This window comes from Tumebacillus permanentifrigoris (assembly GCF_003148565.1).
GTDB classification, from domain to species: Bacteria; Bacillota; Bacilli; order Tumebacillales; family Tumebacillaceae; genus Tumebacillus; species Tumebacillus permanentifrigoris.
Window position 1 is genome coordinate 46474 of the sequence record NZ_QGGL01000019.1, and the last position, 20848, is coordinate 67321.

The window sequence follows — 20848 nt, forward strand, 5'->3', positions numbered from 1 at the left end:
AGACCGTATCCGCGACAGGCGCGGGTACGGTCTCTTTTGCTACTCCCGTTGTTGTGCCACCATCTCCCAATGGCAGACGACACGGTTTTTGCCATTGCGCTTGGCATAGGTCTCCGCTTGGTCGGCCTTCTCAATCAGGTCGAGCACGTCGACCGGATGGTCGAGATCGAAACTCGCGACGCCGATTGAGGCGGTGATCTGGTAGCGGTTGCCCTCGATCGGGAGGGCGCGCAAGTTGTTCAAGATCCGTTCCGCGACAATCCGCGCAGCCGAACCGTTGGTGTTCGGCAGGATGACGACCATCTCTTCGCCGCCAAAGCGTCCGACGATGTCCACGTTGCGCACCGAACGTTGTAACGTCTGCGCCACCGCGCGCAACACGCGGTCGCCCTCGTTGTGCCCGAAGCGGTTGTTGACTTGCGAAAAGTCGTCCAAGTCGATCATCAGGAATGACAAGTCGATGCCATAGCGCTGAATCTTCGTAAATTCCTCATTGAGTCGCTTCTGGAAGTAATTGCGTTGGTACAGCCCGGTCAGGTTGTCGGTGATCATCACTTCGTAGAGGATCGAGTTCTCCACGTTGGAAGAGACGAGTTGAGCAAGCGATGTGATGAAACGCTTGTCACGGATCGTGAAAGGCGTCTGCAACGACATTTTCTCCAACACCATGATCGCGATGACTTGCTGATCATGCGAGTACACGGGGATGCCGTACAAGTAAGACGTCGTGCCTTCCATCTCCACCGGACGCTCCACCTCGATGACGCTCTGGAAGACCTTCTCCACTTCACTGCCTTCAAGATACGGGGTCTCCTGCAACTGTTCGTTCAGGTGGATGCGCTCAATGCGCTCCTCGTTGATCTTGATGCTCAGGTGAATCTGATCGAGCAGGAGGTTTTCGAACACGACTGCTGCCAAGTTTTCGCAGACCGTCTTGACCATGATCGAGGAGGAGACGCGACGGATCGCATCTAGCAGAATCTCGTTGTCGGTCAAGGTGTCGATCATCTCCTGCCGCTCCTTGACGATCGCACGCGCCCAGTCCTTCAAGCGCGCGCCGCCATCGGCGATCCTGACGCCCGCACGCGGGTCCATCCCTTGTACATCGCCCAACATCCTATCGGTGATCCCATCGGCCGCCCGCACCATCTCCATGTTGGTCTGGCTCATGTAACGGTCGATCGCCGCGAGTCGCCCCTGTTGGTTGAGCTTGCGGAACCACATCAACGCTCGCTTGTAGTTCAGGTTGGCCTGCACGAACTGATGTGTCAGTTGGTACAGTCGGCCGAGGTAGAAGTGTGCCTTCGCGAGGAACCCGACATACCCGGTGTTGTGAATCAACTGCTGGACTTGCGTGCCGAGCTCCAAGCCATCATGCCAGCGACCCGCCTGCAACATCGCTTCAAGCAACAGCAAGTAGCGCTTGATGCGGACTTCGTTGGGCACGCCCGTCTCTTCGACGAGCGGCAGGAACACATCGATGACTTCCTGGTACTGCCGGTAGACGATCTGGTACTTCGCCCGCAGGAACTGCAGTTCCGACTCGAACTTGCGCGCTTCGCAGATGTGCTGGATCAGCGGCCACAGCCGATCGATCCGACGCTTGTTCCCTTGCTCACAGTAGATTTGAAAACGGAACAACCAAGCGGTGTCGCGCATCTTTTGCTGGCCGTTGCGCTTGGCGACGACGGTCATTTTGTTGATGACCTGTTCGGCCTTCTCATAATCCTCGATGAACATGAAGTGCTCGATCTCATTTTGCAACAGATAGGTGTCGTCACCTTTGTTGACCGCAATGCCCGTCTCGCGCGCTTTTTCGATGTAGCGGTGCGAATGGTACATGTCGCCGAGCATGCGATAGATCTCAATCAGGTTGATATACGCGATCGCTTCCTTTGACTTGTCGCTGAGGTCAGCGGCGAGACTTGCCGATTGCAAGTAGTAATCCTTCGCCTTCAGCGGGTCGGTCTCTTGGAAGCCGATCGCCATGCAATTGTAGATGCCGACCAGCAAGGCTCGGAAATTGTGGTGCTCCGCGAGCGTCGCCGCTTCGTGCAGATAGCGGGCGCGATGCTCCCACGGAATGCCTGGCACGTAGGTCAGCAACACTTGCAAGTTGTACAGCCACGAGATGTAATCCTTGACCCGCATCTCTTCACGCAACACCGAGCCATTGCGCTGCTGGTACTCCTCCAGATCGCGGATGTAGGAGTAATTGCCCTCCGTCTCGATATAATACATGCCGAGAATGACCATCAGCGATTGCTGAACTTTATGCTGCAACTTGCCTTCGCGGATCAGTTGCTCCATCAGGGCGACGTAGGGCTCCACGCGGTGGAACATCCCGATGTTGATCCGACTGATCGTCATGTTGATGAGACTGCGCACGTTGCCCGTGTTTTCGTAGAGCTCTTGGTAGACGTCACTCGCTTCCTCAAGCGATCCTGAGAGCTTCAGAAGCTTGGCGCGGTAATTATAAAATGCATTCGGGCAGGTACGCCCTGGCAAGTGCACATATAACTCCAGCGCCTTGCGAATCTGCGTCTCCGAATCGAGCAACAGGTTCCGGCGGAAACTGCGACGGGCGCCTTGGATATAGTGCGCAATCGCACGCCTCCACTCCCTCCCGCACTCGAGTTGGTACGCGATCTCCATGAATTCCAGCGAGTTCACATCGAGCAGACAGTGCCCGAGCGCGTGATGCATCTCCCGGCGCTCCCCCTCTGGGATCGCTTCGTAGAGGTGTTGCTTGACGTTCGCTGAAGGGAACCGATAATAGTTGTGCGTCTGAAGCAGCAGACCTTGTTCCGCGAGTTGATACAGAATCTGCGTCAACTCCTGCGCCGAGCCGATCTCGGCGGCCTTGGCCGCTGCTTCGACGACAAATGCCCCTTTGAACAACGTCAGCACGCGGCAGACCTTTTTGGCCTGATCTGGTAACGCTTCCAGACGGTAAAGGATCAGACTTTCCATCGATTCCGGGATGTTCAGATCTTCAATCGTAGGCACATCCATATGCCACACGTAGCGCTGCAAGTAGATCTGGCGCGTGTCGACCAAGTACTCGACCAATTGCAGAGCCTGTCCTAACGTATCATTCGAGTGGTGATTCAACCATTCGATAAATTGATCACTGAGGAAGTCGGTGTCCCCGAATCTCGACGCCACACACTCTCGCAATTGGTGCACCGGCAGATTGCTCAAGTGCATCCGTTCTTGGAACAGCTCCCCGAGCAACAACGACGTGTCTTCCGCGACCCCGATGATGCCAAACATCAACTGCTCGTTGCTGAGCAGTTTTTTGAAAAACTGCACCGTCTCGTAGTCCAGGCGATGCACATCGTACAACTCCAGCACGAACGGCTCAGCAGTGACCTCGATGACCTGTGTGAAAAACTCCAACAACAGCGCATCCGGTTCCAGACGATCCCCTTCCGCTAAGCCAGCTCCGCGCACAGCCAACTCCTCATCCGTATCTGCATTCAACATATCGCGGTACTCAAAAGCGATCCGTGAAATGATTTTGGAAAGCGGGCGCACGTACTGTTGCCCGACGCGCTCCAGCTTGGGAACCCCAAAGCAGATCATCAACAGGCGGCAGGTCAGGTCCTCAATCGTTGCGCCGGCGACATCGCTGCAGACGACCGAAACCCCGGAGACATTGAACATGTAGCGCCCCGAGACTTCGTAGATCAATCGTTTCCGTCCGATGCCTTGTCGACCGGTGATCAGGAGCGAGCTGCGCCCCCCCTGCACCTGGCGCTCGTAGAACAGCGACAACTGCGCGACCTCTTCGATCCGACCGGTGAATTCCGGCGAGAACAAGTGTTCCGAACCATACGTCTCTGACTCCTGTTGCTCTGCGATCTCGTGGCGTCCGAGGGTGCGTGTCAATTCCTCGATGATCTGCCCAATCCATTGAAAACGCTTGGTCGGGCGTTGGTTGATCATCTTGAGCACCATGCGGTCGAGTTGTGGCGGGATGTGTTGATTGAAGCGAGATGGCGGGTACAGCGTACCTTCCTCATACGAGAACGGATACGTATCGGTCAAAACGTAGTAGAACAGCACACCGAGGTTGTAGATATCTGTGCGTGCGTCAAATGGGCTCATCGTCATCAATTCCGGGGCGAAAAACTCCAAGGACTCTGAGGAGCCAGAGGCGTTGTACAGCGACAACGGTTGATCTGTCAACATCGTCATCAATCGGACGTTGCCATCCGGCATCACCCAGACATGCTCTGGCACGATTGCCCCGTGCCACATCGTGCGGTTGTGCAACAGCGACACCGCATCGCAGAGTCGCTTGAAAACTTCGATCATCGTCGGCAGAGATTCCCCATCCAGAAAGTGAAGCAGCGGGCGTGCGCCCAACGGAACATCATAGACGACAGAACTGCCGTCGGGTCCGCTGAACACATCGGCGATCTTCAACATTGGCAACGCCGGATCTTGCTGGAACAGATTCGCCCGCAATTCAATCTGCTCATGACCAATAAACGAAACCAAGTGTGCAGGAAGTCTCAAAATCTGCACGGCACGTCCCGTCTCCTCGTCAAACCCCCGGTACAGATCTCCAAAGTAACTGCTGCCGGAGAGCTTGTCGACGACGGTGTAACGAGACTCTGCAACTGTGGCCTTCCGCTCTGTCATGAAAATCACATCCATTCTCCGATACAGTCTATCTCTCTAAATCTTAACACAAAGATTAATAAAAGTCATATAGACGAACGTATATCTTACAGCAGAAATTCGCAATCGAGTGATTTTTCTAATTCCTGACCTGAAAATGGCTAACTGTACGAAAATGGACACAAGTTACCAAAAAATCAAGTGTACGGTTTTTAGATTCGACATGGTAAAATAGTTGAGTACAGATTGGAAGGAGTGTGAGCAATGAGTTTTCGTGGTATCATCATCGTCCTCAGCCTGTTTGTTCTGGGCATTGCGTTCAGCGGCTTTGCTTCTTACTCGCAGACGATCGTAACCCCGCACAGTGAGGTCACCATCGACGGCAAGAAGCTGGCACAACAAAACTGCGCATCTTGCCACGGCAAAGACCTCAAAGGCGACGCCGGCCCGAACCTTCACGAGAAGGGTGCACTGCTGACCGAAGAGACCATCGCACAGATCATTCACGATGGCGTCAACGGCAAAATGCCTCCGATGGGCGGCGGCGGCCTGAAGAACGACAAAGAAGTCGCAGCTGTCGCGAAATACATCACCAGCCTTGGTGAATCGAAGTAAATCTTCCACCAAAAAGGGTTCGGGCCAACGAAGTTGGCCCGAACCCTTTTTTATCTAGTATCGAATTAGAAAAGGGACTGTCCAGTGCGGACGATCCCTTTTCCGTAAGGTATGTTGGAATGTCGTAGTCAGGTACGTTGCTGCGGCTTTTTAGTCATAATATTTGTAGGAAAAGCCTCCCGACCCCGGTTTTATGTAGGGGTTCTCTAGTGGGCGGTGAGTATTAATACTAGTCAGCCAGACGTGATTAGTTACTTAATCCCCCGCTCCATTTCTAATTCTAGACCGTATGAACGGAAATGTAAATAGGCAATTCGCATCGGGCTACTATAAAAAAAACCGCCATTTACGAATAGGCGGTCTGTACATAGGACAAGTGTCTCCATTCATATAAGTAGGGTGCTACTGGCGTTGGTAAAAGAACGTGTCATACGTAGCAAATCGGAACGATTGCGGGGAGAAGATCTGCTCCGTCGAGCCGACAAACAACACACCGCCAGGCTTCAAGGCATTGGAAAACTTGGTGTAGAGCAAGTCTTTCGCCTGCTCGGTGAAATAGATGATCACGTTGCGGCAGACGATCAAGTCAAAATCACTCTCGAACGGCTCCTCCAGCAAGTTGTGCTTTTTGAACGTGACGCACTTCTTCACATCCTCAGAGATCGCATACTGTTGATTGTCAAGAGGCTTAAAGTATTTAGATACATAGGCCGGTGGTACAAATTGCAGGGAGCGTTGGTGGTACACACCCTTTTTCGCACGAGCGATCGCACCGTCGTCGATGTCAGATGCGAGCACTTTGATCTCGGAGAACGGCAAGTATTGGTTCAGGATCATCGCGATCGTATACGGTTCCTCGCCGGTCGAACAAGCGGCGCTCCAGACTTTGATCTTTTTGTTTTTCTTCAGGACTTCTGGTACCAAACGTTGCTCGACCACTTCCCAGCGGTTCGGGTTGCGGAAAAACTCGGATACGTTGATCGTCATGCGGTCCAAGAACTCGTGGAACAAGTTCTGGTCTTTTTGTAGCGCCTCAAAATACGGTTTGAAGTCTTGGAACCCTTGCTTATCGCGCAGCGCAGTCAGACGACGCTCCATCTGTGGGCGTTTGTATTTCTTGAGATCGATGTTCGTGTATTTGTAGATGTTCTCCATAAAGAGATCGAATTCGTTTCCTACAGCCATGTCCCATCCCCCTTGCTTTCCAAGCACATGTTGATGTCTGCTAGTATTCGCCCTGTTTGTCGAATTTTCCTGCTGAGGGAGATGACAGCTTCTATGAAAATAGGTTTAGCGCTCAGTGGTGGCACGTTGCGCGGCGCGGCGCATGTCGGCGTGTTGGAAGTTTTGCATGAAGCGGGCATCAAACCAGACATGATCGCCGGCTCCAGCGCCGGCAGCGTGATCGCCGCACTCTACGCGCATGGACTCTCGCCACAGACCCTGCGAAGAGTCGCGACCTCCTTCCCCGGCCGCCAGCTGGTTGACTGGTCGACGAGCTTCTGGGGGGCGGTGCGCTTCCTCAGCGTGTTGCCGCTCTATCTGTTCGGCTGGTACCGGGACCTCACACGCCTGATGCCGACCGGTTTCATCCGCGGCGTCCATTTCGAGCGCTACCTCACGCGCCTCTACGGGCTCCCACCGTCGCACAAGCCGATCCCGCTGTTCGTCACCTCCGTCGACCTCTACAGCACAGAGGCGGTGGTATTTACGGACGGCTGGCACCCTCGCAGCACGTATGAACTGCCCCGAACCGTGTTCCACGACATGGGCGACGACATCGAGCGCAAAGCCGCCTGTGTGCGCGCCTCCTGCTCGATGCCAGGCGTGTTCACCCCGCGCACGATCAACGACCGCACGCTGATCGACGGCGCAGTCCGCACGAACATCCCGGCAGACCTGCTGTTTGAAGCAGGTTGTGACAAAGTGATCGTCGTGGACCTCCTGAACGCCGAGATGAAGCACGGGACGGTGAACACTTTTTTCGATGTGTTCATGCGCAGCTGGGACATCCTGCTCTCCGAAGTGACGGCGCTGCAACTGCACAACGACAAACTTTTCGCCATATCCCCTGTCATCCACGACATAGGCTGGACCTCATTTGACAAAATCGAGGATTGCATCGAAGCGGGGCGTCACGCGACGTTAGAGGCGCTGCCGAGAATCAAGGAATACCTGCAACAACAATAAAAAGCCTGCTTCCCATGAGGGGAGCAGGCTTTTTTTATCGTGCGAAGTGGATTAGATCCACTTGTTGATCGCTTTGTCGTAGGAGAGGGTTTCGCCATCAAACCAGAGGCCGATTTCACGCTCTGCGCTTTCCGGGGAGTCCGAACCGTGGATGATGTTCATACCCATCGAGATCGCGTAGTCGTTGCGGATGGTGCCCGGTACAGCTGCTGCCGGGTTGGTAGCGCCCATCATCGCACGAGCGGTGGAGATGACGTTATCGCCTTCCCATACCATGCCGAATACCGGGGAAGAGGAGATGAACTCGGTCAGTTCGCCAAAGAACGGCTTGTCAGACAGATCTGCGTAGTGGGACTTCGCGAGGTCTTCGGAAACTTGGATCAGTTTCGCGTTGATCAGCTTGAAGCCTTTTTTCTCGAAACGGGAAACGATTTCACCGATCAGACCGCGTTGTACGCCATCCGGTTTTACCATGAGGAAAGTTCTTTCAACTGCCATTGGGTTAAACACTCCTTCGTTATGTACATCTTGTTACAATCCTTGTCCATTTTACCAAGTGAGCCCACCAGAAGCAAGTCACGATCTGTAAAAAACGCGACCACCGCTTAGTGGTCGCGTTCGTTGATGAAATGGGCAATCGCCGTCAACTGGCGGGTCGCCTCGATCTGCGGCAGGCCCTCCAGCGCGCGAAGGCACTTTTCCATGTAGCGATCAGCGAGCTGGCGAGCATACTCCAGCCCCCCCGATGCCTTTACGATGCGGATCGCTTCGACCGCTTGCGCCTCGGTCATGTCGCGATGAATGTGGGCGCGCAACACATCGCGCTCAGGCGAGTGCTCCAGCGCATACAGCACCGGCAACGTCAAGTTGCCTTGGCGCAGGTCATTGCCGACCGGTTTGCCCAATTTCTTGGATGTTGCGGTCAGATCGAGGATATCATCGATGATCTGGAACGCCATCCCGGCAAAGTACCCATAGCGCTCCAAGGCCCGCGTCGTCTCCGCTTTGCAATCCGCCACAATCGCGCCAAGCGTCGTGGAGACGGCCAGCAGGAGCGCGGTCTTGCGCTTGATCCGACGCAGGTACACCCTCAGGTTCTGATCGACGTTGTAAAAATCGCGGATCTGTTCGATCTCGCCTTCAACAATGCTGACAATCGACTTGGAAAGAAGTTGATGGAATTGTACGTTCGGCAGTTCCGAAATTAAAACCAAGGCGCGGGCGAGGATAAAATCGCCCGTGTACATCGCCATCCGGTTCCCCCATTCAGCCTTCACCGTCGGGGTTCCCCGCCGCAACGCAGCATCGTCGATGACATCGTCATGCACAAGTGTCGCCGAATGGATCAGTTCGAGTGCAGTTGCGACCTTCGTCAGTCGATCGACATCATAATTCCCAAACTTGCCAGCGAGCAGGACAAAAATGGGGCGTATTCGCTTCCCTCCCGCCTTCAACAAGTGGGTGGACGCTTTTTTGAGATTGCGTTGCGGTGTGTGCACCTCATCATGCAACCGCCGTTCCACAACATCAATATCCGATTTGAGCGAGAAATAGATGTCCATCAACTTCATCAAAAATCCACCTTAGAAAACGTTCAGAATGTTGTACTGCGTATCACGCTGTGCAGCGGTGCGACCCGCATTTTGAATCACGTTGATCAACTCTTGCGTATTCATGCGGTTGTGTGCACCGGCCGCCGAAACTACGTTTTCTTCCAGCATCGTCGAGCCCATGTCGTTGCAACCGAATTCCAGCGCCAACTGGCCGATCTTCGGACCCATCGTGACCCAAGAAGCTTGGAAGTTTTTGACGTTGTCGATCATGATCCGCGAGATCGCGGTGTTCTTCAAGTACTCCACCGCCGTGGCACGAGTGCCTTTGAGCGCGGTGTTATCCGGCTGGTACGTCCAAGAGATGAATGCGGTGAACTTCCCGGTCTTGTCCTGCTGATCGCGCACGCGCAGGAAGTGCAGGAGGCGTTCTTCGTTGGTTTCACCAAAACCGATGACCATCGTTGCCGTGGTGTTCATGCCGATGCGTTGTGCCACATCGTGTACATCCATCCACTTCGTCCACGATTCCTTCAGCTTCGAGATGCGCAGGCGGGTGCGATCATCGAGGATCTCCGCGCCACCGCCCGGCAGCGAGTCCAGACCGGCCGCATGCAGTTCACGCATCACTTGCTCCAAGGACAGACCATCGGAAACTTCAACCATCTTCCAGATCTCTGCGGCCGAGAAGGAGTGCATCGTGATCTGAGGGAAACGCGCCTTGATCTTGCGCAACAAGTCGGTGTAGTACGAGAACGGCAGACCTGGATGGGTGCCGCCCTGCATCAGGACTTCCGTACCGCCCAGATCGGCCAACTCTTGGATTTTGTCAAAAATAACCTCGTCCGTCAACACGTAAGCATCCGGCGATTTTTCACCGCGGTAGAACGCGCAGAAACGGCAGTAGGTATCACAAACATTGGTGTAGTTGATGTTGCGGTTGATGACGAAGGTCGCCATGTTCTCCGGGTGCTGACGTTTGCGAATCTCATTCGCCGCTCCCCCGAGCTTGATCAGGTCGTTGCTGTTGTACAGCACCAGACCGTCTTCCAAGGTCAGTCGTTCGCCTTGCAACGCTTTATCCAAAACTTCATCCAACTTCGTGGATTTCGTGTTTACAAAACTCATGATTCGTCACCCCACAATTCAAGCTTGACCGGCTTGGTCAAGAGACCGTGACGGTACGCTGCGTCAAAGTACGCATCTGCGCCCACCGCCAACTCCTCATGTAAATCATAGATCAACTTGCTAAAGTATGAACGCCAGAAGTCCTCGGTCTGCCCCATCATGCGGGTCGCTTCTGCGATCACCGCTTCGAGATCTCCCAACCCCTTGCGCTTGCCTTCCAAAAACAGACGGTGGATGCCCCGAGCCTTCTCTGGGTCCTGCTCCACCAATCGCCTCGGGACGGCACACACCGCAAATGTCATCGAATGACCGGTGCGGGTGTGCCATTCCTCACCGAGGTCATACATCTGGAGACCGTGATCCTGAACGGACCAATGCAGCGCATGATCGGCGATCAGCACCGCTGCCTCCGCTCCGTCCAACATGCTGGGCAGATCAGGCTCTTGCGTGACATAGTTCACGTCGCGCACACCGATTTCGCCCAGCAGGATGCGCGCCAAGTTCGTACTCGAAGCCGAGTGCGACGTCAGCGCCACCGTACAACCGCTCAATTCCTCGATCGGTCGCTTGCTAAACAGAAAAATCGAGCCGACCGGACCGCGCGAAGACACTGAAAGTCCTCGCAAGGCCACAAAATCGTCTGCCAGTTGTGCATAAGCGAACGCCGACACCAGCCCCGCATCAATCGTACCATCTGCCAACCAGCTATTCAGCTCAGAAGGCGCGCCAGGCCAAAACTCATGCATCGGGTCCGATCGGTCGATGAAGTGACAGATCGGCAACGCGTTGGTGAACTTGATCTGCCCGATGCGCAACTTGGCGTGTTCGGTGGAGACTTGCGTGTCAGACTGACCGGAACGATGGCCTGCGCTGAGCTTGCTCACGTTAGATCACCGTCAATTCTTCCACATCGTTGTGGGCGTTGATCTCCACAGTCGTTTCCGGGAACTCCGTGTTCACAACTTTATACAGCGTATCGCGTTCCACCGGCTGGCGGCCCGCATCGCGAATCAAGCGAACCAACTCAAGCTTGGTCAGACCTTGCGAGTTCTTTGAGCCTGCTGCGTGGTAGATTTTTTCCTCCACAACGTTGCCGTCGAGATCGTCCGCGCCAAACCATAGAGCGGTCTGCGCCACTTGCTCGCCGACTTGCATCCAGTAGGTTTTGATGTGGTCGATGTTGTCGAGGAACAGACGCGCCACCGCGACGACACGAAGGTCTTCAAATCCGGTCGACCACGTCAAGTGCGGGTATTTTTCGATCAGCACCGTATTGTCTGGGTGCCACGACAACGGGATAAACGTCTGGAAGCCGCCCGTGCGGTCTTGGAGGTCACGCAGACGCATCATGTGATCGATGCGGTCCTCGATGCTCTCCACATGGTTGTAGAGCATCGTGCAGTTGGTGCGCAGGCCGCGCTTGTGTACATACTCATGCACTTCCAACCAGCGTTCCGCCGTGGTCTTGTGGTCACAGATGATCGAGCGCGGCTCCTCCGCAAAAATCTCCGCGCCGCCACCCGGCATGGAGTCGAGGCCTGCGTCGATCAAGCGGTCGAGCACTTCGCCCACGCTAAGTTTGTTCACGCGGGTAAAGTGGTCGATTTCCACGCCGGTGAAGGCTTTCACATGCAATTCCGGGCGCTTCTGTTTGACGAGACGCAGGATGTTCTCGTAGTAGTCGAGTTTCAAAGACGGGTTGTTCCCGCCCACGATGTGCACCTCGGTCGCATCTGGGGAAATCATGTCGACACGGTGTTCGATCTCTTCGATCGTCATCGTGTACGCGTTCGGGTCTTTCATACGGACACCAAACGCACAGAAGTCACAGAGCGTCTGACAGATGTTCGTCGGGTTGATGTGGCGGTTGGTGTTGAAGAAGGTCTTATCGCCGTGTTTTTTCTCACGAACGTAGTTCGCCATGCGTCCGAGCGCCATCAGGTCGTTCGTCTGCATGAGGCGTACCCCATCTTCAAACGTCAATCTCTCTTCGCGTTGTACTTTGGCCCAGATGTCGGCCAATGGGTGGTTCGCACCGATGATTTCCATAAAACCTCTCCTCCCCCGTCTTACTCCTGCTCACGCTCGCCCCAGCGGCGGAACAGGGAATGCTCGACATGTAACGCGTCGAGTGCCTTGCCGACGACAAAGTCGATCAGGTCGTCCATCGTCTGTGGACGGTGGTAAAACCCTGGCATGGCAGGTACGATGCGCGCGCCTGCTTCGGCGCATGCGAGCATGTTTTTCAGATGGATTTTGTTAAAAGGCGTCTCGCGCGGCACCAGAATCAGCGGACGGCCTTCTTTTAGATGGGTGTCGGCCGCACGTTCCAACAGATTGTCGGAAGCACCGTTGGCGATCGCAGACAACGTGCCCATCGAGCACGGGATGACGATCATCCCTTCGGTCAGATGGGAGCCGCTGGCGATCGGAGCGCCATAGTCGCGCGGTGCATGGACATGCAGGTCCGCGCTCTCAGGTACGTTGAACAGGCTTGGAATCGACTCGCGGTCACCATGCGGAACTGGCCAGCCCATCTCCAGGTTGAACACTTGGTACACGGAGTCTGACAGCACGAGGTGCACGCGGTGCGCCTCGTTTTTGCACAACTCTTGCACGAGGCGAATCGCATAGACCGCGCCTGATGCACCCGTCATGCCGACGACGTATTCCTGCTTCCGAGTCATCCGCTACTCCTTGGGCTGCGGCTTGCGTCCGATGTGCAACGCACAGATCCCGCCAAAGAAATTCGTTACTTGGACGTCCTCGAGGCCTACGTCTTCGAAGATTTTCTTCAAGGCTTGCTGATCCGGGAAGTTGGTCAGCGATTCAGGCAACCACGAATACGAAACACCATCTCGGGATGCCAGGTTGCCAATCATTGGCAAAATCTTGTAAAAATAGAAAAAGTACAGAGCGCGGAACGGTTTCCAAACCGGCTTGTTCAATTCCAGCGAAACGACCAAGCCGCCCGGTTTTACCACGCGCATCATCTCAGACAACACAGTCGGTACGTCGGGGACATTGCGCAAGGCAAACCCATTGGTGGCAAAATGGAACGTGTTGGCCTCATAGGGCAACTCCATCGCATTGCCGTGGATCATCGAGGTTTGCTTTTGCACGCCCGCCGCTTCGATCTTCGGATAGGAGTAGCGGAGCATCTCCTGGGAGAAGTCCAGACCTACGACCTTGCCTGTGGGACCGACGTGCTGGGCAAGTGAGATTGCCCAATCGCCGGTGCCGGAGCAGACGTCGATCGCAGCTTGACCTGGCTGGACGTTCATCTTGGCCATCGTGATCTTGCGCCAACGCTTGTGGAACCCGGCGGAGAGCACGGAGTTCATCAGGTCATAACGTTTGGCGATGTGCTCAAATACGTAATGGACTTTTTCTTCCTTGCTTGCGAATTTTGCTTTGGACATAGCTGCTTCTCCTTACGCTTCTTCGCCGAGGCGGCTGGCGATCGGGCGGACCTCCGTCAGTTGGTCGAACACCGTGCGCAGCTCCTCCAAGCATTCTGTAGCACCCGCCAGCAGGACGGCGTGCTCGACAAGACCGATCTCATCCTCCACCTGCTGGAAGAGGGTCGACGATGTGCCATATTTCACATGGAGGGATACAAGTCGATTCTGATCTTCCGACTTCCCTGCCACTACCTGTTTCCACCACTTGCGTTCCTCTGCGTTCGCCCGTTGCCAGACGGAGAGGTTGGCCATCGTGCGCGTGACAGGAATCTGCGGTGCTCGTTGCCACTCTTTGGCGAGAATCGAGGCACGCACGAGATGCGTCACGGTGTCGTCCCAGTGCAACTGGTCAGACACAAACGCGGTGCGCAGGCTATGCAACAGCGTCCCGTGGATCGTCGTATGCAGTTCCAAGTACCGTGCAGGCGTCATCGTAAAGTCGAGCGGGTCGCGCTCCAACTCAGCCTTCGCCTCGTTGATCGTCTGAATCGCGCGTGCGAACGTGCCGACCAACGGAACAAGGCCCGCCTCTGCCAGCAGGCGATAGTATTTGCTCGAATAGTAATCTCCAGCCAACACGCCGAGTTGGCGGTAACGCTCGTCCTCGCGGGCGGCCAGCGTTTCAATCTCGTCATGCATCGCAAGGCCGTGATAGATCAACATCAGTGTGGAGATCAACGTCTCACGCTCGCTGGCCGACAGACCAGCCGCGCGTGCCATCGCGGATGCGAGGATCAACTGCAACGACTCCAGAACCGGATTCGGCAGCCAACGCGACAGGTAGGCGTGCTCCATCTCGGCGTGAATCTGTGTGCGGATGTCCTGTATTTGCAGATGTGGTTCGGTTCTATGTTGTACTTGCACCATTTCCAACTCCTACCAGGGAAGGACTCCCGTGCATAGAAAAAAGGGCTGCCTAGCCCCAACATGTACTGTTTCGACTTCATGCGACAAGTTCCTGCAAATCGGTCGAAGATCTGTTACAAACTGTTTCTTCGGAATCAGTATAACATTTCGCTCCTATCCTGTACCACCATAAATAATCCTACCTTATATTCTTGGGGTTTTTGAGGATGTTAATTCGCGCCACAGAGAAAAAACACCACGACTTTTGGCGTGGTGTTTTTTCTCTGATGAAACTTTTGATCAGTTCGTCAAGGCTTGAATCGGTGCCGGAATTCGGCCGCCTCTTTGCGTAAATTTGAGGGATGAAAACGGGCTGACTGGTAGAATTGGCGAACGACCGAGCAACCCACCGAACTCAACGAACTGTCCTGCTGTCGCCCCCGGTACGGGGATGACGCGCACAGCCGTCGTCTTTTTATTGATCATCCCGATCGCCATCTCATCGGCGATGAGACCCGCCAGCGTTGCAGCTGGTGTATCGCCCGGCACTGCGATCATATCGAGCCCGACAGAGCATACCGCCGTCATGGCTTCTAATTTGGCAAGCGACAGCGCTCCCGCTTCAATCGCGGCAATCATGCCGTTGTCTTCACTGACCGGGATAAAAGCACCAGACAATCCTCCCGCAGCAGACGTCGCCATCGCACCGCCTTTTTTCACAGCGTCGTTCAGCAGGGCCAGCGCTGCGGTCGTGCCATGTGCACCGCAGTACTCAAGCCCCATGCATTCAAGAATTTCCGCTACGCTGTCACCGACAGCATTGGTAGGTGCCAACGAGAGATCAACGATCCCAAAAGGCACGCCTAAGCGCTGGGCCGCCAACTTCCCGACCAGATGACCTGCGCGAGTAATTTTGAACGCGGTGCGCTTGATGATTTCGGAAACTTCCTCGAAGGAAGCATCGGGATGCCCACGCAGTGCCGAGAGCACGACCCCAGGTCCGCTGACCCCGACATGGATGACCGCTTCCGGCTCACCGGCGCCATGAAAGGCCCCCGCCATAAACGGGTTGTCCTCCACAGGATTGCAGAACACAACCAATTTGGCTGCACCGATTCCGGCACGGTCGGCGGACGCTTCAGCCGTTTGACGGATGATCTGCCCCATCAAGGCCACAGCATCCATGTTGATCCCTGCGCGGGTCGTCGCCACGGCAACCGATGAGCACACGCGATCTGTCACCGATAAGGCCTCAGGCAAGGCATGGATCAGCGCTGTTTCGGAGGGGGTGAAACCTTTATGTACCAGTGCCGTAAACCCGCCAACAAAATCGACACCCAACTCTTTGGCGATCTGATCTAACCGCTGTGCGATCTTCACATATTCATCCGATCGAAAACCGGGCAACGCTTGAGAGATCGGGGTGATCGACAATCGTTTGTTGACGATCGGAATCCCGAGTTCGTGCTCGATGTTTTCGCATGTCTGTACGTGGCGCGACGCGAACCTCATGATCTTGTCCGACAGTTGATCCAACGTGTCTTGCAAGGAATCTCGTTTGCAGTCAGCAATCTGTATCCCCATCGTCACGGTGCGAATGTCCAGATTTTCCGTCTGGATCATGGCAAGTGTCTCGATGATCTCTTGCGTGCTGTATGACATCTCCACGCCTCCTGTCTAGATTCGGTGCATACCGCGGAATAATTCCTCGCTCTGAATCGTGATCTGCAACCCCTGTTCCTCCCCTAATTGGGCGAACTTTGCTTGCAAATCTTTGAACGACATCGTGCTTGCCGACACATCCACCACCATGATCATCGTGAAAAACTCATTCAAGACCGTTTGGCGAATATCTATGATGTTCAACTTGTACTCGGCCAACGCGAAGGTTACAGACGCAATAATTCCGATCCGATCTAGGCCGACGACCGTTACGATCCCTTGTTTGCTCATCATCCTACCTCCCATTCCTTTTGAAAACCAAAAAAGTCCATTTCTCAACATGAGAAATGGACAGAGTCACCGGAACTTACCAGCAAGACTCTGTCCTTTTGCCTGAGAGTTTCACAGGTTCAGAACCTGCTTGCCCCTTCGGCGCCCACATCAAGCGGGTCTCTCCAGAGTGTCGTCCAGATACGGTTTTTTGATCCCGCACCCTTCACCCGACGGTCTTAAATTATAGAGGTAGTCTACCAGATCAGCCCGGATAAAGTCAAAATGCAATAAAAAAGACGCCGGTTCTCGGCGTCCTTTTTACTTCTGCATCCGCTTGTCCTTGACGAACGCTTCAAACTCCGCCGTGCCAGGCTGGGGGGCTTGTTGCATCTCATCCGAGTTCGCATGAACCGTGAAGCGCACCACATCCGGCTTGTCGTTGGTGACAATCTTGACGTCGACCGCTTGATACATCTGCATCCCGGTCAGAAACCGCGAGGCGATCCGGTAGCTGTCCTGCCAAGGGATCTCGCCCGTGACCGTGCTCGATGGGACGGACATCCACACCGTCAGCTTGTCCTGCTCCCAGACCACCTTTTGCATCCGCCCACTCAAATCCAGCGCATCCAGCTCATGGACGACGCCGTCCATCTTCATGACGGGCACGGCCTGTTTGGCGGCACTGTGGTCCAAGACGCGGATGCTGCCCCATCGGGTCAACGCTTGGTCGGGCAACCACGATAGCGAGAGGGCGAGCACGATGGAGAGGCAGAGCGCAATCAGCATGCCTTTTGACATATCGGCTCCCTCCTTTCTACCATGCTATGCGCCTGTCCAACAAAAAAGAGCAGGCTTTTCGCCCGCCCTTCCCAGATTATTCTTGATCTCCCGCTTCAATCACGCCATACTTAGTCATGACGGTTGCGCGTCCGCGAATCTTGACAGCAGAGGTGTGCTCAGTAAATTGTGCGATCAACACTTCACCGCGATCTAACTTTTCCGCATGGTGAAACCTCGTGTCCTGTCCGCGTGTCAAACCTATTACTTGAACTCCGTTGTCGTGCGCCTTGACTACAAAGTATTCGCAGTTTTGTCCATTGTCTTTCGTTGTTGTCATCATAATCCCCGCCTTTTTCCAGTACAAATGTAGTATACCAAACGGCTGGCAGAGAGGGCAAATTGTTCTCCAACGCGTAAAAAGTTCACGAAACTGAATCAAGGTCATTTTCATCTTTAATACGATGCGCTATTATAATAAATAATGGCTACCTTATTCGTTGTCGCAGATTTACCCGACGAGTAAGCGGAGAGGAGATATACGATGAGCATTTTTGAAGGAGCTAACATTCTCGTCAGTTCGACGAACTACTCGAACATGGGGCAAGTGTATCTGGAGCAAGGCGAGCTGTTTGATGTCGTATTTCCCGCCGATTCGAACTTTACAATCGGCGACCCAGTGACTGCGACCATCTACCATAGAAACGGGATTCTCACCTTCCAGTCCACCGTAATCGGCACCATCGACGACCGTATTCTCATGATCAAGCCGAGCCGCGACACCTCCCTGCTGAACCGCCGCCAACACACCCGCTATGATGTCAACTTGCCTGCGCGCGTCATCCTCGATGAGGAAAATGACCTCCAAGCAACCGTCAAGGACATCTCCGCCGGTGGTTTGCGCTTCCAGTCTGACAAGTACATCGAGGAAGGTCTGGAAGTCGACTTCACGCTGGGGACCAGCAACTTCACCGGTCGTGGGATCGTGCGCCGCGTCCAACTTCGCGAAGGTGTCTTCGAGTTCGGGATCGAGTTCGTGCTCACACCTGAGCTACAACGCAGCCTCGAGCAGTATCTGGTGCGTTATGAGCAAGTCAAACAGATGTCGAACTAAAAAAACCCCCGGTCCTCGTGACCGGGGGTTTTTTTGCAATCAGCGCAGAACGAGCTGCGACATGCGGATGTCGTCACCCTGTGTGAGCAGGTACGCGACTCCTTCTGCAACTGTCTCTGGGCGCAAGGCTGGGTGCCTGGTCGAGGAGGAGGAGCCTGCGAATTCGGTTTGGGTAGGTCCTGGTGCGACTGTGGCGACACGGATGCCAAATGGTCGCCCCTCCAAGTGCAACGCTTCAGACAGCCCCATCACGCCCCATTTGCTGGCACAGTACGCCGATGCATGCGCTTCTGATTCGAGGCCGAGCAGCGCCGCGATGTTGACGATCTGCCCCCCGCCGTGGCGCTTCATATGACCGAAGGCCGCACGACACATGTAAAACACCGCCTTGAGGTTGGTGTCGAGGATCTCATCGAGCATCACCGCATCAATTTCCTCTATCGGGGCAAAAGCGCCGACGCCCGCATTGTTGACGACGATTTCAAGGCGCCCGAACCGATCGGTGGCGACCTCGAACAGCCGTTCCACCTCGAGTTGGTCCCGAATGTCACAAGCGACGGCGAGCAGGCGCTTGCCGACCCGCATCTCCTCTTGCAACCGTTCCAGACCGTATTCATTTCGGGCGACTGCCACTACGTTGACTCCATGTTCCAACAAGTGCCTGACGATGGCGCGGCCAATTCCTTTGCTCGCGCCGGTGACGATCGCGGTCTGACCCGCAAGTAGACGTGCCATTCCGTTTCCTCGCTTTCCGATATGTCTGATTCTACCAAGAAGTATATACCATTCTACAAAATTCGTGTAGGATCGAGAATAGATTCCTTATTGGAGGCGACACGTCGACATGATCCGACACCCTGAGACCCCGTTTACCCTATTGCGGCGCAGCTTTCGCGACGTGCTCCCGGCCTCAGCCCGCGAGTTGAAGGCTTGGCACGAGCGAGCGTCGGAGATCCCTGATCCGGAGTTGCAGCGCCAAGCCCTGATGAGTTTGACAACCAAGCGCTTCCACGCCGACGGCGGCACGGTTTACGCCACCGCTGCAGCGTCTGAGCACGTACATACGCTCGTGAAATTGATCGTCGCATTGCAGACGATCTCCGACTATCTAGACAATCTCTGCGACCGCAGCACATCGCTTGATCCGCAGGACTTCCGCCAGATCCACCACGCGATGTTGGACGCGGTGACCCTGGAGGGCGGCGTTCACGAGTACTACGCCTATCGCGATGAAAAAAACGACGGCGGCTACCTCACAGCCCTCGTGCGCACCTGCCAAGACCAGATCGCCTTGCTCCCAAGTTACCCGCATGTCCAAGACGCCATCCGCTGGCTCGTCAGCCTCTATTGCGACCTCCAAGTCCACAAGCACGTCCGCGTAGAAGACCGTGAGCCACGCTTGATCGCCTGGCACGAACACCATGCCGCCATCCATCGGTCCGACGATCCCCGCACTGCGACCGCCGCTGCAAGCCACGCAAGCTCCAGCGCTCAGGACCGCGAACCCCTGCTCGCTGAATCCACCGAGGTGACTGCCCCGATCTTGATCCCAGAACTCGCTGCGCTCACCTGGTACGAGTTCTCCGCCGCCACCGGCTCCACGCTGGGGATGTTCATGCTGTTCCTCGCCGCAAGTGACGACGAGTTGACAACGCCGGATGTACACGCCATCCTGCGCGCGTACTTTCCATGGATTGGCGGGCTGCACATCTTGCTCGATTACTTTATCGACCAAGAGGAGGACTTGGAAGGTGGCGATCTGAACTTTGTCACCTATTACGATGCGCCCGAACGCGCCTACGAACGCATCGAGGAGTTCGCCTCGCGCTCCTTGCAAGCGCTCGAGGACCTCCCATCCCCGCGTTTCCACCGCTTGGTGTTGCAGGGTTTGGTCGGCATGTACTTCTCCGATGCCAAAGTTCTCGGGCACTCACCACACCGCAAATTTGTGCTCGCGCTGACCGCTGACATGGGCCGCATCGCCACACTGTTTCACTGGGTCTGTCGCTACTACCGCAAGCGCTATGACTCCTTTTAAAACAACCGAGTCCCGCACATACTATCTCCGCCTGCTCAATTCAGGAGGTGGACGCAGTTGCCAACCAAACGCAAGGATCAAGCTACCAACACCTCGCAACCATCAGATACCCAAGAAGTGCTGACCTACCATTACGCCAAAGGTTATCTTCCCACGGAGAACCCCAAGCACGAAGAAATCCACGCAGACGGCGACCGCAACCCTTGAGGAACGAAACTCCCTGTCATAATCCAGACTCCTTTTAGGCATTCTACAAGCATGTCGGATATGTGGAAAGGAGGACTCCTCAATGAACCGTATCACATCTTGGGATAAGATCGCTCTTACCCTCGTCATCGTGGGGGCGTTGAACTGGCTGCTCGTCGGTTTGTTCCAATGGGACTTGGTCGCAGCACTATTTGGCGGTGCAGACTCCTGGCTTAGCCGCATCATTTACACCTTGGTAGGGATCGCAGGTCTCTACTGCTTCAAATTGTTGCTGATGGGTCAAGACGACCAGAAACAACAAAACACCCGCTAGCAAAGTTAATGCCCAAAAAACCCTCACACCCGATCTGGT

General features: G+C 55.0%; 21 protein-coding genes and 1 riboswitch. Of the genes, 6 read left to right on the plus strand and 15 right to left on the minus strand.

The annotated features are described in order from the left end of the window. Positions 1-39: 39 nt before the first annotated feature. Entirely contained in the window at positions 40-4653 is a 4614-nt protein-coding gene (locus C7459_RS18800) for a diguanylate cyclase (protein ID WP_170119556.1), read from the minus strand. A 243-nt stretch (positions 4654-4896) separates the two neighbouring features. Between C7459_RS18800 and C7459_RS18805 the strand changes: the two genes are divergently transcribed. After that, positions 4897-5247: a c-type cytochrome gene (locus C7459_RS18805; RefSeq protein ID WP_109690823.1), complete on the plus strand. Its 351-nt coding sequence runs from the start codon at positions 4897-4899 to the stop codon at positions 5245-5247. A gap of 402 nt (positions 5248-5649) precedes the next feature. Here the strand turns inward: C7459_RS18805 and C7459_RS18810 are convergent, their stop codons facing one another. Continuing rightward, entirely contained in the window at positions 5650-6432 is a 783-nt protein-coding gene (locus tag C7459_RS18810) for a CheR family methyltransferase (RefSeq protein ID WP_109690824.1), read from the minus strand. 93 nt (positions 6433-6525) lie between these two features. Between C7459_RS18810 and C7459_RS18815 the strand changes: the two genes are divergently transcribed. Further along, positions 6526-7437 (plus strand): patatin-like phospholipase family protein, encoded by a 912-nt coding sequence (locus tag C7459_RS18815; RefSeq protein WP_170119557.1) that lies wholly within the window; start codon positions 6526-6528, stop codon positions 7435-7437. 51 nt (positions 7438-7488) lie between these two features. Here the strand turns inward: C7459_RS18815 and ndk are convergent, their stop codons facing one another. The 12 genes from ndk to mtrB form a co-directional block, all read right to left on the minus strand. Continuing rightward, entirely contained in the window at positions 7489-7935 is a 447-nt protein-coding gene (gene ndk, locus C7459_RS18820; RefSeq protein WP_109690826.1) for a nucleoside-diphosphate kinase, read from the minus strand. Positions 7936-8042: 107 nt separating this feature from the next. Beyond that, the gene (locus tag C7459_RS18825; protein ID WP_109690827.1) at positions 8043-9008 is read right to left on the minus strand and encodes a polyprenyl synthetase family protein; all 966 of its coding nucleotides are present in this window, start codon (positions 9006-9008) and stop codon (positions 8043-8045) included. Between the two features lie 12 nt (positions 9009-9020). Beyond that, on the minus strand, positions 9021-10115 hold the full coding sequence (gene mqnC, locus C7459_RS18830; RefSeq protein WP_109690828.1) for a cyclic dehypoxanthinyl futalosine synthase: 1095 nt from the start codon (positions 10113-10115) through the stop codon (positions 9021-9023). Then, entirely contained in the window at positions 10112-10999 is an 888-nt protein-coding gene (locus tag C7459_RS18835; protein WP_109690829.1) for a menaquinone biosynthetic enzyme MqnA/MqnD family protein, read from the minus strand. The genes mqnC and C7459_RS18835 overlap by 4 nt, the downstream gene beginning before the upstream one ends. A gap of 1 nt (position 11000) precedes the next feature. After that, positions 11001-12164 (minus strand): aminofutalosine synthase MqnE, encoded by a 1164-nt coding sequence (mqnE, locus tag C7459_RS18840; RefSeq protein WP_109690830.1) that lies wholly within the window; start codon positions 12162-12164, stop codon positions 11001-11003. A gap of 20 nt (positions 12165-12184) precedes the next feature. Then, positions 12185-12802 carry a UbiX family flavin prenyltransferase gene (locus C7459_RS18845; RefSeq protein ID WP_109690831.1) on the minus strand — a complete coding sequence of 206 codons (618 nt, stop codon included), beginning with the start codon at positions 12800-12802 and terminating at the stop codon, positions 12185-12187. A gap of 3 nt (positions 12803-12805) precedes the next feature. Beyond that, positions 12806-13537 carry a demethylmenaquinone methyltransferase gene (locus C7459_RS18850; protein ID WP_109690832.1) on the minus strand — a complete coding sequence of 244 codons (732 nt, stop codon included), beginning with the start codon at positions 13535-13537 and terminating at the stop codon, positions 12806-12808. A gap of 12 nt (positions 13538-13549) precedes the next feature. Next, entirely contained in the window at positions 13550-14443 is an 894-nt protein-coding gene (locus C7459_RS18855) for a heptaprenyl diphosphate synthase component 1 (protein ID WP_170119558.1), read from the minus strand. Positions 14444-14725: 282 nt separating this feature from the next. Continuing rightward, the gene (locus C7459_RS18860; protein WP_109690834.1) at positions 14726-16087 is read right to left on the minus strand and encodes a PFL family protein; all 1362 of its coding nucleotides are present in this window, start codon (positions 16085-16087) and stop codon (positions 14726-14728) included. Positions 16088-16102: 15 nt separating this feature from the next. Beyond that, complete coding sequence (locus C7459_RS18865; protein ID WP_245884631.1) at positions 16103-16378, minus strand: ACT domain-containing protein; 276 nt, start codon at positions 16376-16378, stop codon at positions 16103-16105. Positions 16379-16458: 80 nt separating this feature from the next. After that, positions 16459-16556: riboswitch (glycine riboswitch) on the minus strand. Positions 16557-16678: 122 nt separating this feature from the next. Then, the gene (locus C7459_RS18870) at positions 16679-17158 is read right to left on the minus strand and encodes a hypothetical protein (RefSeq protein WP_109690836.1); all 480 of its coding nucleotides are present in this window, start codon (positions 17156-17158) and stop codon (positions 16679-16681) included. Between the two features lie 76 nt (positions 17159-17234). Beyond that, positions 17235-17477, minus strand: coding sequence for a trp RNA-binding attenuation protein MtrB (gene mtrB, locus C7459_RS18875; RefSeq protein WP_109690858.1), 243 nt, complete (start codon positions 17475-17477; stop codon positions 17235-17237). 204 nt (positions 17478-17681) lie between these two features. On the opposite strand from mtrB, the gene C7459_RS18880 reads away from it, so the two are divergent. Then, positions 17682-18251 (plus strand): PilZ domain-containing protein, encoded by a 570-nt coding sequence (locus C7459_RS18880; protein WP_109690837.1) that lies wholly within the window; start codon positions 17682-17684, stop codon positions 18249-18251. A 39-nt stretch (positions 18252-18290) separates the two neighbouring features. Here the strand turns inward: C7459_RS18880 and C7459_RS18885 are convergent, their stop codons facing one another. Beyond that, positions 18291-18986 carry an SDR family oxidoreductase gene (locus C7459_RS18885; protein ID WP_109690838.1) on the minus strand — a complete coding sequence of 232 codons (696 nt, stop codon included), beginning with the start codon at positions 18984-18986 and terminating at the stop codon, positions 18291-18293. A gap of 109 nt (positions 18987-19095) precedes the next feature. Here C7459_RS18885 and C7459_RS23500 point away from each other — a divergent pair, with 109 nt between their 5' ends. From C7459_RS23500 to C7459_RS18895, 3 genes are all read left to right on the plus strand, one after another. After that, positions 19096-20289 carry a tetraprenyl-beta-curcumene synthase family protein gene (locus tag C7459_RS23500; protein WP_170119559.1) on the plus strand — a complete coding sequence of 398 codons (1194 nt, stop codon included), beginning with the start codon at positions 19096-19098 and terminating at the stop codon, positions 20287-20289. Between the two features lie 57 nt (positions 20290-20346). Further along, on the plus strand, positions 20347-20496 hold the full coding sequence (locus C7459_RS23505) for a hypothetical protein (RefSeq protein ID WP_170119560.1): 150 nt from the start codon (positions 20347-20349) through the stop codon (positions 20494-20496). A gap of 82 nt (positions 20497-20578) precedes the next feature. Beyond that, complete coding sequence (locus C7459_RS18895; RefSeq protein ID WP_211320426.1) at positions 20579-20809, plus strand: DUF378 domain-containing protein; 231 nt, start codon at positions 20579-20581, stop codon at positions 20807-20809. The last annotated feature ends 39 nt before the right edge of the window (positions 20810-20848 follow it).

Bases quoted from the DNA above. Each gene is read 5' to 3' on its own strand.
- C7459_RS18800 (WP_170119556.1), bottom strand. From the start codon at position 4,653: ATGACAGAGCGGAAGGCCACAGTTGCAGAGTCTCGTTACACCGTCGTC.
- C7459_RS18805 (WP_109690823.1), top strand. From the start codon at position 4,897: ATGAGTTTTCGTGGTATCATCATCGTCCTCAGCCTGTTTGTTCTGGGC.
- C7459_RS18810 (WP_109690824.1), bottom strand. From the start codon at position 6,432: ATGGCTGTAGGAAACGAATTCGATCTCTTTATGGAGAACATCTACAAA.
- C7459_RS18815 (WP_170119557.1), top strand. From the start codon at position 6,526: ATGAAAATAGGTTTAGCGCTCAGTGGTGGCACGTTGCGCGGCGCGGCG.
- ndk (WP_109690826.1), bottom strand. From the start codon at position 7,935: ATGGCAGTTGAAAGAACTTTCCTCATGGTAAAACCGGATGGCGTACAA.
- C7459_RS18825 (WP_109690827.1), bottom strand. From the start codon at position 9,008: ATGAAGTTGATGGACATCTATTTCTCGCTCAAATCGGATATTGATGTT.
- mqnC (WP_109690828.1), bottom strand. From the start codon at position 10,115: ATGAGTTTTGTAAACACGAAATCCACGAAGTTGGATGAAGTTTTGGAT.
- mqnE (WP_109690830.1), bottom strand. From the start codon at position 12,164: ATGGAAATCATCGGTGCGAACCACCCATTGGCCGACATCTGGGCCAAA.
- C7459_RS18845 (WP_109690831.1), bottom strand. From the start codon at position 12,802: ATGACTCGGAAGCAGGAATACGTCGTCGGCATGACGGGTGCATCAGGC.
- C7459_RS18850 (WP_109690832.1), bottom strand. From the start codon at position 13,537: ATGTCCAAAGCAAAATTCGCAAGCAAGGAAGAAAAAGTCCATTACGTA.
- C7459_RS18860 (WP_109690834.1), bottom strand. From the start codon at position 16,087: ATGTCATACAGCACGCAAGAGATCATCGAGACACTTGCCATGATCCAG.
- C7459_RS18865 (WP_245884631.1), bottom strand. From the start codon at position 16,378: ATGAGCAAACAAGGGATCGTAACGGTCGTCGGCCTAGATCGGATCGGA.
- C7459_RS18870 (WP_109690836.1), bottom strand. From the start codon at position 17,158: ATGTCAAAAGGCATGCTGATTGCGCTCTGCCTCTCCATCGTGCTCGCC.
- mtrB (WP_109690858.1), bottom strand. From the start codon at position 17,477: ATGACAACAACGAAAGACAATGGACAAAACTGCGAATACTTTGTAGTC.
- C7459_RS18880 (WP_109690837.1), top strand. From the start codon at position 17,682: ATGAGCATTTTTGAAGGAGCTAACATTCTCGTCAGTTCGACGAACTAC.
- C7459_RS18885 (WP_109690838.1), bottom strand. From the start codon at position 18,986: ATGGCACGTCTACTTGCGGGTCAGACCGCGATCGTCACCGGCGCGAGC.
- C7459_RS23500 (WP_170119559.1), top strand. From the start codon at position 19,096: ATGATCCGACACCCTGAGACCCCGTTTACCCTATTGCGGCGCAGCTTT.
- C7459_RS18895 (WP_211320426.1), top strand. From the start codon at position 20,579: ATGAACCGTATCACATCTTGGGATAAGATCGCTCTTACCCTCGTCATC.